The sequence below is a fragment of the Pseudomonas sp. CAU 1711 genome, from assembly GCF_039888625.1.
GTDB lineage: Bacteria > Pseudomonadota > Gammaproteobacteria > Pseudomonadales > Pseudomonadaceae > Aquipseudomonas.
This window is the reverse complement of sequence record NZ_JBDQQT010000006.1, coordinates 145,387-158,910: the sequence shown is the minus strand read 5'-3', so window position 1 is coordinate 158,910 and position 13,524 is coordinate 145,387. Positions and strand designations below refer to the sequence as shown.

General features: G+C 68.4%; 14 protein-coding genes. 6 read left to right on the top strand and 8 right to left on the bottom strand.

Annotated features, from left to right (window positions below; translation table 11 throughout):
- Positions 1-112 precede the first annotated feature (112 nt).
- Together AAFN46_RS08735 and AAFN46_RS08730 are read right to left on the bottom strand one after the other, a co-directional pair.
- Positions 113-823, bottom strand: a complete 711-nt coding sequence (locus AAFN46_RS08735) for an LrgB family protein (RefSeq protein ID WP_347808386.1) — start codon at positions 821-823, stop codon at positions 113-115.
- A 2-nt stretch (positions 824-825) separates the two neighbouring features.
- Positions 826-1,188 carry a CidA/LrgA family protein gene (locus AAFN46_RS08730; RefSeq protein ID WP_347808289.1) on the bottom strand — a complete coding sequence of 121 codons (363 nt, stop codon included), beginning with the start codon at positions 1,186-1,188 and terminating at the stop codon, positions 826-828.
- 165 nt (positions 1,189-1,353) lie between these two features.
- Between AAFN46_RS08730 and AAFN46_RS08725 the strand changes: the two genes are divergently transcribed.
- From AAFN46_RS08725 to AAFN46_RS08710, 4 genes are all read left to right on the top strand, one after another.
- Positions 1,354-1,809 (top strand): MaoC family dehydratase, encoded by a 456-nt coding sequence (locus AAFN46_RS08725; protein ID WP_347808288.1) that lies wholly within the window; start codon positions 1,354-1,356, stop codon positions 1,807-1,809.
- Between the two features lie 94 nt (positions 1,810-1,903).
- Positions 1,904-3,607, top strand: coding sequence for a C13 family peptidase (locus AAFN46_RS08720; RefSeq protein ID WP_347808287.1), 1,704 nt, complete (start codon positions 1,904-1,906; stop codon positions 3,605-3,607).
- A 69-nt stretch (positions 3,608-3,676) separates the two neighbouring features.
- Entirely contained in the window at positions 3,677-4,318 is a 642-nt protein-coding gene (locus AAFN46_RS08715) for an oxidoreductase (protein ID WP_347808286.1), read from the top strand.
- A gap of 73 nt (positions 4,319-4,391) precedes the next feature.
- Entirely contained in the window at positions 4,392-4,865 is a 474-nt protein-coding gene (locus tag AAFN46_RS08710; RefSeq protein ID WP_347808285.1) for a YbaK/EbsC family protein, read from the top strand.
- A gap of 3 nt (positions 4,866-4,868) precedes the next feature.
- Here the strand turns inward: AAFN46_RS08710 and AAFN46_RS08705 are convergent, their stop codons facing one another.
- From AAFN46_RS08705 to mpl, 6 genes are all read right to left on the bottom strand, one after another.
- Positions 4,869-5,912: a TRAP transporter substrate-binding protein gene (locus AAFN46_RS08705; RefSeq protein ID WP_347808284.1), complete on the bottom strand. Its 1,044-nt coding sequence runs from the start codon at positions 5,910-5,912 to the stop codon at positions 4,869-4,871.
- 109 nt (positions 5,913-6,021) lie between these two features.
- Positions 6,022-7,347 (bottom strand): TRAP transporter large permease subunit, encoded by a 1,326-nt coding sequence (locus tag AAFN46_RS08700; protein WP_347808283.1) that lies wholly within the window; start codon positions 7,345-7,347, stop codon positions 6,022-6,024.
- On the bottom strand, positions 7,344-7,853 hold the full coding sequence (locus tag AAFN46_RS08695) for a TRAP transporter small permease subunit (protein WP_347808282.1): 510 nt from the start codon (positions 7,851-7,853) through the stop codon (positions 7,344-7,346). The genes AAFN46_RS08700 and AAFN46_RS08695 overlap by 4 nt, the downstream gene beginning before the upstream one ends.
- Positions 7,854-7,985: 132 nt before the next feature.
- Complete coding sequence (locus tag AAFN46_RS08690; protein WP_347808281.1) at positions 7,986-8,300, bottom strand: YceK/YidQ family lipoprotein; 315 nt, start codon at positions 8,298-8,300, stop codon at positions 7,986-7,988.
- Entirely contained in the window at positions 8,293-8,922 is a 630-nt protein-coding gene (gene ubiX / locus AAFN46_RS08685; RefSeq protein WP_347808280.1) for a flavin prenyltransferase UbiX, read from the bottom strand. The genes AAFN46_RS08690 and ubiX overlap by 8 nt, the downstream gene beginning before the upstream one ends.
- 145 nt (positions 8,923-9,067) lie before the next feature.
- A complete protein-coding gene (gene mpl / locus AAFN46_RS08680) occupies positions 9,068-10,420 on the bottom strand; it encodes a UDP-N-acetylmuramate:L-alanyl-gamma-D-glutamyl-meso-diaminopimelate ligase (RefSeq protein ID WP_347808279.1) in 1,353 nt (450 codons plus the stop codon).
- A gap of 206 nt (positions 10,421-10,626) precedes the next feature.
- On the opposite strand from mpl, the gene AAFN46_RS08675 reads away from it, so the two are divergent.
- Positions 10,627-11,994 (top strand): glutamine synthetase family protein, encoded by a 1,368-nt coding sequence (locus AAFN46_RS08675; RefSeq protein ID WP_347808278.1) that lies wholly within the window; start codon positions 10,627-10,629, stop codon positions 11,992-11,994.
- A 119-nt stretch (positions 11,995-12,113) separates the two neighbouring features.
- Positions 12,114-13,502 carry an aldehyde dehydrogenase family protein gene (locus AAFN46_RS08670; protein ID WP_347808277.1) on the top strand — a complete coding sequence of 463 codons (1,389 nt, stop codon included), beginning with the start codon at positions 12,114-12,116 and terminating at the stop codon, positions 13,500-13,502.
- The last annotated feature ends 22 nt before the right edge of the window (positions 13,503-13,524 follow it).

Genomic DNA, 13,524 nt, shown 5'->3' with positions numbered 1-13,524 from the left:
TCAGGCTAGGGCCAGGTGCCCGCGTAAACAAGCGAAGCGGCGTTTAACGGCGGCAAATCGTCTTTCGACAGGCACGCCCCGCCTCGCGCTTGACGGCGCTTCGCACGGGCTCTCAGACGACCAGCGCCACCGCCAGCGGCAGCAGCACGGCGGTCAGCATGCCCATCAGGCTCATGGCCAGGGCGGCGAAGGCGCCGCATTCCTCGCCCTCCTGCAGGGCGCGCGCCGTGCCCACCGCGTGGGCGGTCAGCCCCAGCGCCATGCCCTGGGCCGCCGGATGGCGCACGCCGGCGCGGCGCAGCAATTCCGGTCCGCAGATGGCGCCGAGCACCCCGGTGATCAGCACGAACACCGCGGCCAGCGCCGCCACCCCGCCGATCTGCTCGGCCACCAACATGGCGATGGGCGAGGTCACCGACTTGGGCGCGATGGTCATCAGCATCATCCGCTCTGCGCCGAACAGCCAGGCCAGGGCCACGCCCAGCAGGGTGGCGAGCAGACCGGCGAGCAGCAGGGTGAGCAGGGTCGGCCAGAACAGCTGGCGGATGCGCTTGAGATTGAGGAACAGCGGCACGGCCAGGGCCACGGTGGTCGGCCCCAGCAGCACGCCGAGCAGGAAGGTGCTCTGGCGATATTCCGCATAGCTGAGCCCGGCGGCCAGCAGCACGCCGATCAGCACGGTCATGGACACCAGCACCGGCTGCAGGAACACCCAGCGGGTGCGCTCGTAGGCGGCCAGCGCCAGCTGGTAGACCGCCAGGGTGATGCCGACGCCGAACAGCGGGTGATGCACCACCGCCTGCAGCGCGCCGTGCCAGTCCAGGCTCATGGCCGCTCCTCGCGCCGCGCCTGGCGCTCGATCAGGCGCTGCATCAGCCAGCCGGCGAACAGCAGCGACAGCAGCAGCGACAGGCCCAGGGCGCCGGCCAGCGCCCAGAAGTCGGCGGCGATCTGCTCGGCATAGGCCATCACCCCCACCGCCGGCGGCACCAGCAGCAGCGGCAGGTAGCGCAGCAGGCTGCCCGCGGCCTGGGTGATCGGTTCGCCGACTTCGCCGCGCAGCAGCAGGAAAAGGAACAGCAGCAGCATGCCCAGGATCGGGCCCGGCAGCATGGGCAGGCACAGCACGTTGAGGGCGGTGCCGAGCAGCTGGAACAGCACCAGCCAGGTCAGGCCGCGAAGCAGCATGCGGAGGTCTCCGGCGCGGGATGGACGAGCATTATAGGCACGCCCGAGGGGCCGCCATAAACCGCGACTTTCGGCTTGACCCACGCCGCCGCGCCATGCTGTTCTAGGGCCAGCCTGGTTCACCGTAAAGAGCAACAAGTAACCTCGCATCCTCAAGGAGGATCTATGCCGTTCGTACCCGCTGCACAACTGCAAGACTATGTAGGCAAGGAACTCGGACGTTCCGAATGGTTGACCATCGATCAGCAACGCATCGACCAGTTCGCCGAGTGCACCGGCGATCACCAGTTCATCCACGTCGACCCGGTCAAGGCCAAGCACACCCCCTTCGGCGGCACCATCGCCCATGGCTTCCTCAGCCTGTCGCTCATCCCCAAGCTGATGGAAGGCCTGATGATCATGCCCGAGGGCCTGAAGATGGCCGTCAACTATGGCCTGGACAGCGTGCGCTTCATCCAGCCGGTCAAGGTCGACTCGCGCGTGCGCCTGGCCGTCAGCGTGCTGGAAGTCACCGAGAAGCGCGCCGGCCAGTGGCTGATCAAGCTGCAGGCGACCCTGGAGATCGAGGGCGAGGAGAAACCGGCCTATATCGCCGAGCCGCTGACCCTCTGCTTCGTCTGACCGCACGGCGGTCGCACGCGACGGGGCGCCAAGGCGCCCCGTTGTCATTCTGGCGCTGGCATACTCGAAACATCGCAAGAACGGAACACTCATCATGCTGCGCACCCTGGCCCCACTCTCCCTCGCCCTGCTGCTGGCCGCCTGCGGCGACGGCGAGCCGCTGCTGCCGCCGGACGCCGTGCTGCCCGACGGCGGGCGCTACCGCGGCGAACTGGTGGACGGCCGCCTGCAGGGCGAGGGACGCATCGACTACGCCAACGGCGCCTACTACCAGGGGCGCTTCGACAATGGCCTGTTCGAAGGCCATGGCGAGTGGCGCGGCGCCCAGGGCGAGCGCTACGTCGGCCAGTTCCACCGGGGCCTGTTCCACGGTCAGGGCACGCTGACCGACGGCAACGGTGGCCGCTACGAAGGCGCCTTCGCCCAGGGCCGCATGCATGGCGAGGGGCATCTGCAGCGCGGCGGCCTGAGCTATCGCGGCGAGTTCGCCAAGGGCCTCTACCACGGCCTGGGCACCCTGGAGTGGCCGGACGGCAGCCGCCATCAGGGCCGCTTCGTGCGCGGCAAGCCGAATGGCGAGGGCACGCGCAGCAGCGCCGAGGGCCAGTTCAGCGGCACCTTCAAGAATGGCCTGCTGCAGGGCGAGGGCAGCTACCGGGGCGAGGACGGCGAAAGCTACAGCGGCGGCTTTCGCAACAGCCTGTTCCACGGCAAGGGCCGCTACCAGGACGGCGATGGCGAAGTCTGGAAAGGCCGCTTCGACAACGGTGCGCTGAACGGCAAGGGCGAGTTCCGCGGCAGCGACGGCCGCCACTACGAGGGCGAGTTCCGCTACTGGCGCTTCCACGGCCAGGGCAAGCTGAGCCTGGCCGACGGCAGCGTCTACCAGGGCCAGTTCGCCGACGGCCAGTACGCCGGCGCAGGCGCCCTCACCGCGCTCGACGGCCAGCGCACCCAGGGCATCTGGAGCAATGGCGAACTGCTGCGCCGCGACGACGGCGAGGCCAAGGCCGATCCGCTGGAACTCGGCCTGCTGCAACAGGGTCAACTCCTGCAACAGGCGCTGGACGCCCTGCCCGCCTCCACCCCGGCGGTCGAGCTGTACAGCCTGGCCCTGGCCGGCGACGGCAAGCAGAGCGTGTTCCTGCGCGAGGTCGACTATGTCAGCACGCTGCTGCGCGAGCGCTTCGGCACCCGCGGCCATGTCAGCCTGATCAACCATCGCGACCACCTGGCCGACCGCCCGCTGGCCACCCGCGAGAGCCTGAGCCGCGCCGTGCAGGCCCTGGCCGAGCGCAGCGGTCCCGAGGATCTGGTGTTCCTCTATCTGACCAGCCACGGCTCGCGCGAACACGAGCTGAGCATCGACCAGCCGCGCCTGCAGCTGGCCGACCTGCCGGCCAGCGAACTGGCTGCGCTGCTCGCACCGCTCAAGGACAGGCACAAGGTGGTGGTGATCTCGGCCTGCTACTCCGGCGGTTTCATCCCGCCGCTGAAGGACGGCAAGACCCTGGTGATGACCGCCGCCCGCGCCGACCGGGTGTCCTTCGGCTGCTCCGAGGACAACGACTTCACCTACTTCGGTCGCGCCCTGTTCGCCGAGGCGCTGAACGAGACCGACGACCTGGCCCGTGCCTTCGCGCTGGCCAAAGCCAAGGTCGCCGAGCGCGAGAAGGCCGACGACTTCGAGCCTTCCGAGCCGCAGCTGTGGGCGCCGCGGGCGGTGCTCGAGCACTGGAAGCGGCTGCGCCGGGAACAGGCCGAGCAGGCCCTGACGGCTGCGACGAAGGCGCCGTAATTTGCGATCAAATTCAGGCCGGTTCTGCCGATTCGCTCTAAGCTGATAAGTAACAGCGGAGGACCCAGCATGTACCTGACGCCGCAACACATACTCCTCGCCGGGGCCACCGGCCTCACCGGCGAACACCTGCTCGACCGCCTGCTCAGCGAGCCGACCATCAGCCGCGTGCTAGCACCCAGCCGCAGCCCGCTGGCCGAGCACCCGCACCTGGACAACCCGGTGGGGCAGCTGAGCGACCTGCTGCCGCAGCTGGCCGGGCGCATCGATGCCGCCTTCTGCTGCCTGGGCACCACCCTGCGCCAGGCCGGCTCCAAGGAGGCCTTCCGCGCCGTCGACCAGGAGCTGGTGCTGGCCTTCGCCCGCCGCGCCCGCGAGCTGGGCACTCGCCACCTGCTGGTGATCAGCGCGCTGGGCGCCGACCCGCATTCCACGGTGTTCTACAACCGGGTCAAGGGCGAAACGGAAGAGGCGCTCAAGGCGATGGACTGGCCGCAGCTGACCATAGTCCGCCCCTCCCTGCTGCTCGGCCCGCGCCGCGAGTTCCGCCTCGGCGAACGTCTGGCCGCGCCGCTGCTGCGCTGGATTCCCGGCAAGTACCGCGGCATCGAGGTGGCCGTGCTGGCCCGCGCCCTGTGGCGCCTGGCCCTGGAGGAGAGCGACGGCATCCGCATCATCGAGTCCGACGAACTGCGCCGCCTGGGCCGCTAACGGGCGGCGAGGCTTGACGGCGGCGCCCGGGTCGCCAAGGATTCGGCTCTTCGTCCGCAGGAAGTGACAGCCCATGAGCCTGGATTCGGTACGCGCCTTCTTCGCCGCCAAGGCCCCGGAAATCGCCATCATCGAGCTGGAAACCAGCACCGCCACCGTGGCCCTGGCCGCCGAGGCGCACGGCGTGGAGCCGGGGCAGATCGCCAAGACCCTGGCCTTTCGTGTGGGTGAGCGCGAGTTGCTGGTGGTGGCCCGCGGCGATGCCCGCCTGGACAACCGCAAGCTCAAGGAGGCCTTCGGCGGTCGCGCCAAGATGCTCGACGCCGATACGGTGGTGGCGCTCACCGGGCACCCGGTCGGCGGCGTCTGCCCCTTCGGCCTGGCCACGCCGCTGCCGGTGTACTGCGATCGCTCGCTGCTCGACTACCGCGAAGTGCTGCCGGCCGCCGGCGCCATCCATAGCGCCGTGCGCATCTGCCCACGACGCCTGGCCGAACTGGTGCAGGCCGAGTGGGTGGACGTCTGCCAGGCGCCGGTACCGGCCTGAGCCTCAGTAGCGATAGGGCGGGCCGGCCTGCTCCATCAGCGCGTTGTAGTTCTTGAAGATCTCCACCACCTTGGCGCAGCGCGGGCTGGTCTTGGCGATCTCGTCCCAGAACTTGTGCGCCTCGGCCTCCACCGTCTTCCACTCGGCATCGGGGATGGTGGTCAGCTTGAGCTTGTCGCCCTGCACCCGCAGCTTGGCCTCGCCGCCCCAGTACCAGTGCTGGCGGTAGTAGTGCGAGCTGTCCATGCACAGCTTGAACAGGGTCTTGAGATTGTCCGGCACCTCCGCCCACTTGTCCGAGTTGGCGAAGTAGGAGCCGATCCAGGCGCCGGAGATGTTGTTGGTGAGGAAGTACTTGGTGACGTTGGCCCAGCCCACCGTGTAGTCCTCGGTGATGCCCGACCAGGCGATGCCGTCCAGCTCGCCGGTCTGGATCGCCACCTCGACGTCCTCCCAGGGCAGGGTCACCGGGATCACCCCGAAGCGGGCGAGGAACTTGCCGGCCGTGGGAAAGGTGAACACCCGCTTGCCCTTGAGGTCGGCCAGCGACTTGATCGGCTCGACCGTGGCGAAGTTGCATGGGTCCCAGGCGCCGGCGCCGAGCCAGGTAACGCCCTTGACCTCGCTGTAGGCCTCTTCCCAGATCTGCCGCAGGCCGTACTGTTCGAACAGGGTCGGCACGTCCAGGCTGTAGCGGCTGGCGAAGGGGAAGTAGCCGCCGAACACCGCCACGTCGACCGGTGCGGCGATGGAGTCGTCGTCGCTCTGCACCGCGTCGATGGTGCCCTTCTGCATGGCGCGGAACAGCTCGCCGGTGGGCACCAGCTGGTCGGCGAAGTACAGCTGGATCTCCATCTGCCCCTCGGCGACCTTGTTGAAGGCCTCGATCGACGGCTTGATCACGTGTTCGGCCAGCGCCGGCCCGGCGTAGGTCTGCAGGCGCCAGGTGATCTTCTTCGGCTCCGCGGCGTAGATATGCGCCGAGCCCAGCGCCGCCGTGCCGCCGGCCAGCGCGGCGGTCTGCAGGAACTTGCGTCTCGTACTCATGCTGTCCTCTCCAAGCTGTGAGCGGAGCCGCACCGTTGCGACTCCCATCTTCCCAGGCCGGCGCGTGCACTGCGGACATCTGCCAGAGGCGCCATCCTGAAACCGGTTGTCAGCCGCCGTAGTGCAGCTGTGGCAGCCACAGGGCGATCTGCGGGTAGATCATCACCAGCGCCAGGGTCAGGCCCATGATCAGCACGAAGGGGGTGACCGAGCGGTAGATGTCGCCCAGGCTCACCTCGGGCGGCGCCATGGCGCGCATCAGGAACAGGTTGTAGCCGAACGGCGGGGTCATGTAGGCCATCTGGCAGGTGATGGTGTAGAGCACGCCGTACCACACCAGGTCGAAGCCCAGGCTGCCCACCAGCGGCACGTAGAGCGGCGCGACTATCACCAGCATGGCGGTGTCGTCGAGGAACATGCCCATGAGGATGAACGACAGCTGCATCAGGATCAGGATCTCCCAGGGCCCCAGGCCCAGGCTGCCGACGAAGAAGCCCTCGATCGCCCTTACCGCGCCGAGGCCGTCGAACACCGCGCCGAAACACAGCGCGGCGAGGATGATCCACATGAACATGCAGCTAATGCCGAGGGTCTTGCGCAGGGTCTCCTCCATCACCTTGCGCGTCAGCCGGCCCTGCACCGCCGCCGCCAGGGTGGCGGCCAGGGCGCCGACCGCCGAGCTCTCCACCAGGCTGGTGTAGCCGAGCATGAACAGGCCGGTCATGGAGACGAAGATGAACAGCGGCAGCAGGCCGGCGCGCAGCAGCCGCAGTTTCTCGCCGAGGCCGATCTGCTCGCGCTCCTCGCGACTCAGCGGCGGCCCCAGCTGCGGCTGCAGGCGGCAGCGCACGGCGATGTAGAGGACGAACAGCGTGGCCATCAGCAACCCCGGCAGCACCCCGGCCAGCCACAACTGGCCGACCGGCTGGCGGGCGATCATGCCGTACAGCACCAGCACCACGCTGGGCGGAATCAGGATGCCCAGCGAGCTGCCAGCCTGGATCACCCCGGTGACCATGATCTTGTCGTAGCCGCGGCGCAGCAGTTCGGGCAGGGCGATGGTCGCGCCTATGGCCATGCCGGCCACGCTCAGCCCGTTCATCGCCGAGATCAGCACCATCAGGCCGATGGTGCCGACGGCCAGGCCGCCGTGCAGCGGCCCCATCCACACGTGGAACATGCGGTACAGGTCGTCCGCCACCCCCGATTCGGAAAGCATGTAGCCCATGAACACGAACATCGGCAGAGTCAGCAGCGGATACCACTTCATCAGCTTCATCGCCGCGCTGAACGGCAGCTCGGCGCCGCCGTCGCCCCACAGCAGCAGCGCCGCGGCGGCGGCGACGAAGCCGATGGCGCCGAACACCCGCTTGCCGGTCAGCAGCAGGAGCATCATCGAGCTGAACATCAGCAGGGCGATCAGCTCATGGTTCATTCCAGGCTCTCCCCGCGGATCAGCGCCACATCCTTGAAGAACATGGCGATGGCCTGCAGCAGCATCAGGGCGATGCCGATCACCATCACCACCTTGATCGGCGCCATGCGCGGCGACCAGGCCGAGTAGCTGGTCTCGTCGTACTCGAAGGCGTACCGGGTGGAGGAGATGCCGCCGTGCAGCAGCACGGCCAGGTAGAACAGCAGGAAGGCCACGGTCAGCACATCCAGCCAGGCGCGGGTGCGCGGTTGCAGGCGACCGTAGAGCAGGTCCATGCGCACATGGGCGTCGAGCTGCATGGAGTAGGCGCCGCCCAGCAGGAAGTAGGCGACCATGAGGAACTGGGCGGTCTCCAGGGTCCAGAGCGAGGGCTCGAACAGCGCCTTGCTCAGCGACGAATAGAGCAGTACCCCCAGCATGGCGAAGATCAGGTACATGGCGCCGCGGCCAATGAACCTGTTCATCCGGTCTACAGCACGCACATACGCTCGGATTGCCTGGTGCATATCCCTGCCTGCGAAGCCGACATTTTTTTCGTCAGCCTAGACGATGATTGGCCGATGCCAACTCGCCGCCTGCAAGAACAGCGCCCGTCGCCCCCGGCAGCCGCTCTGGCGCAGGGCTCGGCGCCCGCCGCCTCAGTTGCCGCCGGTGACGCCCAGGCTCACGCCCAATTCGGCGGCCACCGCGAAGGGCAGCAGCAGGGTATCCAGCAGGGCGCTGGCGGGCAGGTCGAGGCCGGCATATTTCGGCGCGGGCGCACCGAAGCGGTCCTCGGGGCAGCAACCGCCGTGCAGCGCGTACCAATCCAGGCGAGTGCCGGAATAGATGAGCGGCGCGCCGGGCTTGGCCGCATCCAGGGTACGCAGGCTGGCGCAGCCGGGCAGCAGCGCGCAGGCCAGCAATACCGCAACAGCGTAGTAGCGAGCCGTGCTCGCGCCTGCATCAATCATCGCTGGCCAGATGATGCTCGCCCCAGCGCGGCAGCATGTCCTGGGGAATGTTCAGGCAGTTGAGGATGCGCGCGACGACGAAGTCGACCAGATCGTCGAGGGTCTGCGGCTGGTGATAGAAGCCGGGCGAGGCCGGCAGTATGGTCACGCCGAGGTTGGACAGCTTGAGCATGTTCTCCAGATGGATGCTGGAGTACGGCGCCTCGCGCGGCACCAGGATCAGCTGGCGGCGCTCCTTGAGCACCACGTCGGCGGCGCGCTCGATCAGGTTGTTGCAGGCCCCGCTGGCGATGGCCGACAGGGTGCCGGTGCTGCACGGCACCACCACCATGGCGCTCGGCGCGCCGGAGCCGGAGGCCGGCGGCGCCATCCAGTCCTCCTTGCCGTACACGCGGATCTGCCCGGGCGCCGCGCCGGTGTATTCGGACAGGAACTGCTGCATGGCCTGCGGCTTGGCCGGCAGGGTCACGTCGGTCTCGGTGGCCATCACCAGTAGCGCGGCCTTGGAGATCAGGAAGTGCACCTCGCGCTCCTCCTGCACCAGGCAGTCGAGCAGGCGCAGGCCGTACTGGGCACCGGAGGCGCCGGTCATGGCCAGGGTGATGCGTTCGGGGCCGTTCATACCATCTCCACTTATGCGTAGTTCCCCTCTCCCCTGGAAGAGGGGCCAGGGCGGGCCGCGTAGGATGAGGGAATGTCAGGCCAGTCCCAGCTGGCCTCACCACCCTCACCCCAACCCTCTCCCGGAGGGAGAGGGAGCCAGCTTGCTATTCAGCCAGCGCCGCCACCAGCTTGCCATGCAGGCCGCCGAAGCCGCCGTTGCTCATGATCACCACCTGGGTGCCGGGCGCGGCCACGGCCTTCACGCCGGCGATGATGGCCTCCAGCGAGTCGCACACCTGGGTCGGCACGTTCGAGCCGGCCACGCAGGCGGCCAGGTCCCAGCCCAGGTTGGCCGGGGCGTACCAGAACACCCGGTCGGCCTGCACCACGGAATCCGGCAGACCGTCGCGGTGGGCGCCGAGCTTCATCGAGTTGGAGCGCGGCTCGATCACCGCCACTACCTGCGCGTCTCCGACCCGCTTGCGCAGGCCGTCGAGGGTGGTGGCGATGGCGGTCGGGTGGTGGGCGAAGTCATCATAGATAGTCACGCCCTGCACTTCGGCGACCTTCTCCATGCGCCGCTTGACGCTCTTGAAGGAGGACAGCCCGGCCACGCCCAGCGCCGGTACCACGCCGACATGGCGCGCCGCGGCCAGGGTCGCCAGGGCGTTGGCGACGTTGTGCCGACCGGTGAGTTCCCACGCCACCACGCCCTCGACCTTGCCGTCGAACAGCACTTCGAAGCGCGAGCCGTCCTCGCTGAGCAGGCGCGCCTGCCACTGCCCGCCTTCGCCGGTGGTCTGCACTGGCGTCCAGCAGCCCATGCCGATCACCCGCTTGAGGGCAGACTCGCTCTCGGGATGAATGATCAGCCCCTCGCCCGGCACGGTACGCACCAGATGGTGGAACTGCCGCTCGATGGCCGCCAGGTCGGGGAAGATGTCCGCGTGGTCGAATTCCAGGTTGTTGAGGATGGCCGTGCGCGGACGGTAGTGGACGAACTTGCTGCGCTTGTCGAAGAAGGCGCTGTCGTACTCGTCGGCCTCGACCACGAAGAACGGCGTGTCGCCCAGGCGCGCCGACACGCCGAAGTTCTGCGGCACCCCGCCGATCAGGAAGCCCGGGCTCATGCCGGCATGCTCCAGCACCCAGGCCAGCATGCTGCTGGTGGTGGTCTTGCCATGGGTGCCGGCGGCGGCCAGCACCCAGCGGCCCTGCAGCACATGGTCGGCCAGCCACTGCGGGCCGCTGACGTAGGGCAGGCCCTGGTTCAGCACATATTCCACCGCCGGGTTGCCACGACTCAGGGCGTTGCCGACCACCACCAGGTCCGGCGCCGGTTGCAAATGGGCCGGATCATAGCCCTGCAGCAGCTCGATGCCCTGCGCCTCCAGCTGGGTACTCATGGGCGGGTAGACGTGGGCGTCGGAGCCGGTGACGCGGTGGCCGAGCTCCTTGGCCAGCACGGCCAGCGACCCCATGAAGGTGCCGCAGATGCCGAGGATATGGATATGCATGGATGACCTCTGAATACCGGCCCACGGGGCTCGGGCGAAATTGGCCGCAGGTTAGCACAGCGGCCGTGCGGATCGGACCGGGGGGCGTTCGCGGGGGTTCCGGGCAGCGGCGAAATTTCGACTAGAGTCAAAGGCAGCCGGCCAGGCCGGCCCGTTCCCGACAACAAGAATCAAGGGGCACGATGCCCCGCAAGGGAGAACTACGGATGAGCGCCCCCCTCACCCTCGCCCAGCTGCGCCAGCACGCCGAGGCCGGCACCGTCGACACCGTGCTGGCCTGCATGGTCGACATGCAGGGCCGCCTGATCGGCAAGCGTTTCCAGGTCGAGTTCTTTCTCGACAGCGCCCATGAGGAAACCCACGGCTGCGACTACCTGCTGGCCGACGACATCGACATGGAGCCGGTGCCCGGCTACGCCGCCGCCAGCTGGAAGCGCGGCTACGGCGACTTCGTGTTCAAGCCGGACCTGGCCACCATGCGCCTGGTGCCCTGGCTGGAAGGCACCGCCCTGGTGCTGTGCGACGTGCAGGACCATCACCACCAGGACCTGCCGCACAGCCCGCGGGCCATCCTCAAGCGGCAGATCGCCCGCCTGGAGGAGCGCGGCTACCAGGGCATGTTCGCCTCGGAGCTGGAGTTCTACCTGTTCGACCAGAGCTACGAGAGCATCCACGCCCAGCACTACCGCGACCCACGCACGGCCAACTACCACATCGAGGACTACGGCATCCTCCAGACCATCCGCGACGAGCCGGTGCTGCGCGCCATCCGCAAGCACCTGCAGGCGGCCGGCATCCCGGTGGAGAACTCCAAGGGCGAGTGGGGGCCTGGGCAGGAAGAGATCAACGTGCGCTACGCCGATGCGCTGACCATGGCCGACAGCCACAGCATCATCAAGCACGCCTGCAAGGAGATCGCCCTGCTGCAGGGCAAGGCCATCACCTTCATGGCCAAGTGGAACTACAACCTGGCCGGCTCCAGCAGCCATATCCACAACTCGCTGTGGAGCCTGAAGGGCAACAAGCCGCTGTTCTTCGACGCCAAGGCCGAGTTCGGCATGTCCAAGCTGATGCGCCAGTGGGTCGCCGGGCAGCTCAAGTACGCGGGCGACATCACCTATTTCCTCGCCCCCTACATCAACTCCTACAAGCGCTTCCAGGCCGGCACCTTCGCCCCCACCCGCGCGGTGTGGAGCCGCGACAACCGCACCGCGGGCTTTCGCCTGTGCGGCGAGGGCGGCAAGGGCATCCGCATCGAGTGCCGCATCGGCGGCGCCGACCTCAACCCCTACCTGGCCTTCGCCGCGCTGATCGCCGCCGGCCTGGCCGGCATCGACGAGCAGCTGGAGCTGCCGGCGCCCTTCTCCGGCGACGCCTACCAGCACGACGAGCTGCCCGAGGTGGCCAAGACCCTGCGCGGCGCCAGCGCCGCGCTGGAACACTCGGCCATGCTGCGCAGCGCCTTCGGCGACGAGGTGGTCGAGCACTACCTGCACACCGCGCGCTGGGAGCAACTGGAATACGACCGCCGGGTGACCGACTGGGAGCTGCGCCGCGGTTTCGAACGCTATTGACCTTACTCCCCTCTCCCACCAGTGGGAGAGGGGCCGGGGGAGAGGGACGGACCATGCCCTCTCCCTAACCCTCTCCCGTACACGGGAGAGGAGATGATCACAGGGAGCCCCGTGCGAACATGAACCATATCCGCCTGATTTCGCCGGTCGACGGCAGCCTCTACGCCGAACGGGCCATCATCGGCAGCCACGAACTGGAGCAGGTCCTGCGCCGCGCCGGCGAGGCCCAGCGCGTCTGGCGCGAACTGTCCATCGAACGGCGCGCCGGCTACTGCCTGAAGGCGGTGGACGCGATGCTGGCGATGAAGGACGAGATAGTCCCCGAGCTGGCCTGGCAGATGGGCCGCCCGGTGCGCTTCGGTGGCGGCGAGCTGCGCGGTTTCGAGGAACGTGCGCGGCACATGATCGGCATCGCCGAGAGCGCCCTGGCCGATGTGCTGCCGGCGCCGAAAGAAGGCTTTCGCCGCTTCATCCGCCGCGAGCCGCTGGGCACCGTGCTGGTGATCGCGCCGTGGAACTACCCCTACCTGACGGCGGTGAACGCCATCATCCCGGCGCTGATGGCCGGCAACGCGGTGCTGCTCAAGCACGCCAGCCAGACCCTGCTGGTCGGCGAACGCTTCGCCGCCGCCTTCGCCCGCGCCGGCCTGCCCGAGGGGCTGTTCCACAACCTGGTGCTGGACCACGGCCAGACCGCCGCGCTGATCGCCTCCGGCCAGGTGCAGCAGGTCAACTTCACCGGCTCGGTGGAGGCCGGGCGGATGATGGAGAGCGCCGCCGCCGGCCACTTCATCGGCGTCGGCCTGGAGCTGGGCGGCAAGGACCCGGCCTATGTGCGCGGCGACGCCGACCTGGCCCACGCGGTGGAGAACCTGGTCGACGGCAGCTTCTTCAACTCCGGGCAGAGCTGCTGCGGCATCGAGCGCATCTACGTGGACAAGGCCCTGTACCCGGCCTTCGTCGAAGGCTTCGTCGCGCTGACCAAACAATATGTGCTGGGCAGTCCACTGAACGAGGACACCACCCTCGGTCCGCTGGTGCGCGCCCAGGCCGCCGAGTTCGTTCGCGGGCAGATCGCCGAAGCCAAGGCCAGGGGCGCCAAGGCGCTGATCGACCCCAGCCACTTCGCCGCCGACGCGCCCGGCACGCCCTATATGGCGCCGCAGGTGCTGACCGGGGTCAGCCACGAGATGGCGGTGATGCGCGAGGAAAGCTTCGGCCCGGTGGTCGGCATCATGCCGGTGGCCGGCGACGCCGAGGCCATCGAGCTGATGAACGACAGCCCCTACGGCCTCAGCGCGGCGATCTGGACCTCCGACCCGGACGCCGCCGAACGAATCGGCGACCGGCTGCACACCGGCACCGTATTCATGAACCGCTGCGACTACCTCGACCCGGCGCTGGCCTGGACCGGGGTCAAGCACAGCGGGCGCGGCGCCAGCCTGTCCAGCCTCGGCTACGAACACCTGACCCGGCCCAAGTCCTTCCACCTGCGCCACGCCCTGTAACTCCCCTCTCCCCCCGGGAGAG

What these genes read in the sequence shown, in the direction of transcription:
- AAFN46_RS08700 (WP_347808283.1), bottom strand. Translation starts at nt 7,347, where the DNA reads ATGAACCATGAGCTGATCGCCCTGCTGATGTTCAGCTCGATGATGCTC.
- AAFN46_RS08715 (WP_347808286.1), top strand. Translation starts at nt 3,677, where the DNA reads ATGTACCTGACGCCGCAACACATACTCCTCGCCGGGGCCACCGGCCTC.
- mpl (WP_347808279.1), bottom strand. Translation starts at nt 10,420, where the DNA reads ATGCATATCCATATCCTCGGCATCTGCGGCACCTTCATGGGGTCGCTG.
- AAFN46_RS08730 (WP_347808289.1), bottom strand. Translation starts at nt 1,188, where the DNA reads ATGCTGCTTCGCGGCCTGACCTGGCTGGTGCTGTTCCAGCTGCTCGGC.
- ubiX (WP_347808280.1), bottom strand. Translation starts at nt 8,922, where the DNA reads ATGAACGGCCCCGAACGCATCACCCTGGCCATGACCGGCGCCTCCGGT.
- AAFN46_RS08725 (WP_347808288.1), top strand. Translation starts at nt 1,354, where the DNA reads ATGCCGTTCGTACCCGCTGCACAACTGCAAGACTATGTAGGCAAGGAA.
- AAFN46_RS08690 (WP_347808281.1), bottom strand. Translation starts at nt 8,300, where the DNA reads ATGATTGATGCAGGCGCGAGCACGGCTCGCTACTACGCTGTTGCGGTA.
- AAFN46_RS08705 (WP_347808284.1), bottom strand. Translation starts at nt 5,912, where the DNA reads ATGAGTACGAGACGCAAGTTCCTGCAGACCGCCGCGCTGGCCGGCGGC.
- AAFN46_RS08675 (WP_347808278.1), top strand. Translation starts at nt 10,627, where the DNA reads ATGAGCGCCCCCCTCACCCTCGCCCAGCTGCGCCAGCACGCCGAGGCC.
- AAFN46_RS08720 (WP_347808287.1), top strand. Translation starts at nt 1,904, where the DNA reads ATGCTGCGCACCCTGGCCCCACTCTCCCTCGCCCTGCTGCTGGCCGCC.
- AAFN46_RS08695 (WP_347808282.1), bottom strand. Translation starts at nt 7,853, where the DNA reads ATGCACCAGGCAATCCGAGCGTATGTGCGTGCTGTAGACCGGATGAAC.
- AAFN46_RS08710 (WP_347808285.1), top strand. Translation starts at nt 4,392, where the DNA reads ATGAGCCTGGATTCGGTACGCGCCTTCTTCGCCGCCAAGGCCCCGGAA.
- AAFN46_RS08670 (WP_347808277.1), top strand. Translation starts at nt 12,114, where the DNA reads ATGAACCATATCCGCCTGATTTCGCCGGTCGACGGCAGCCTCTACGCC.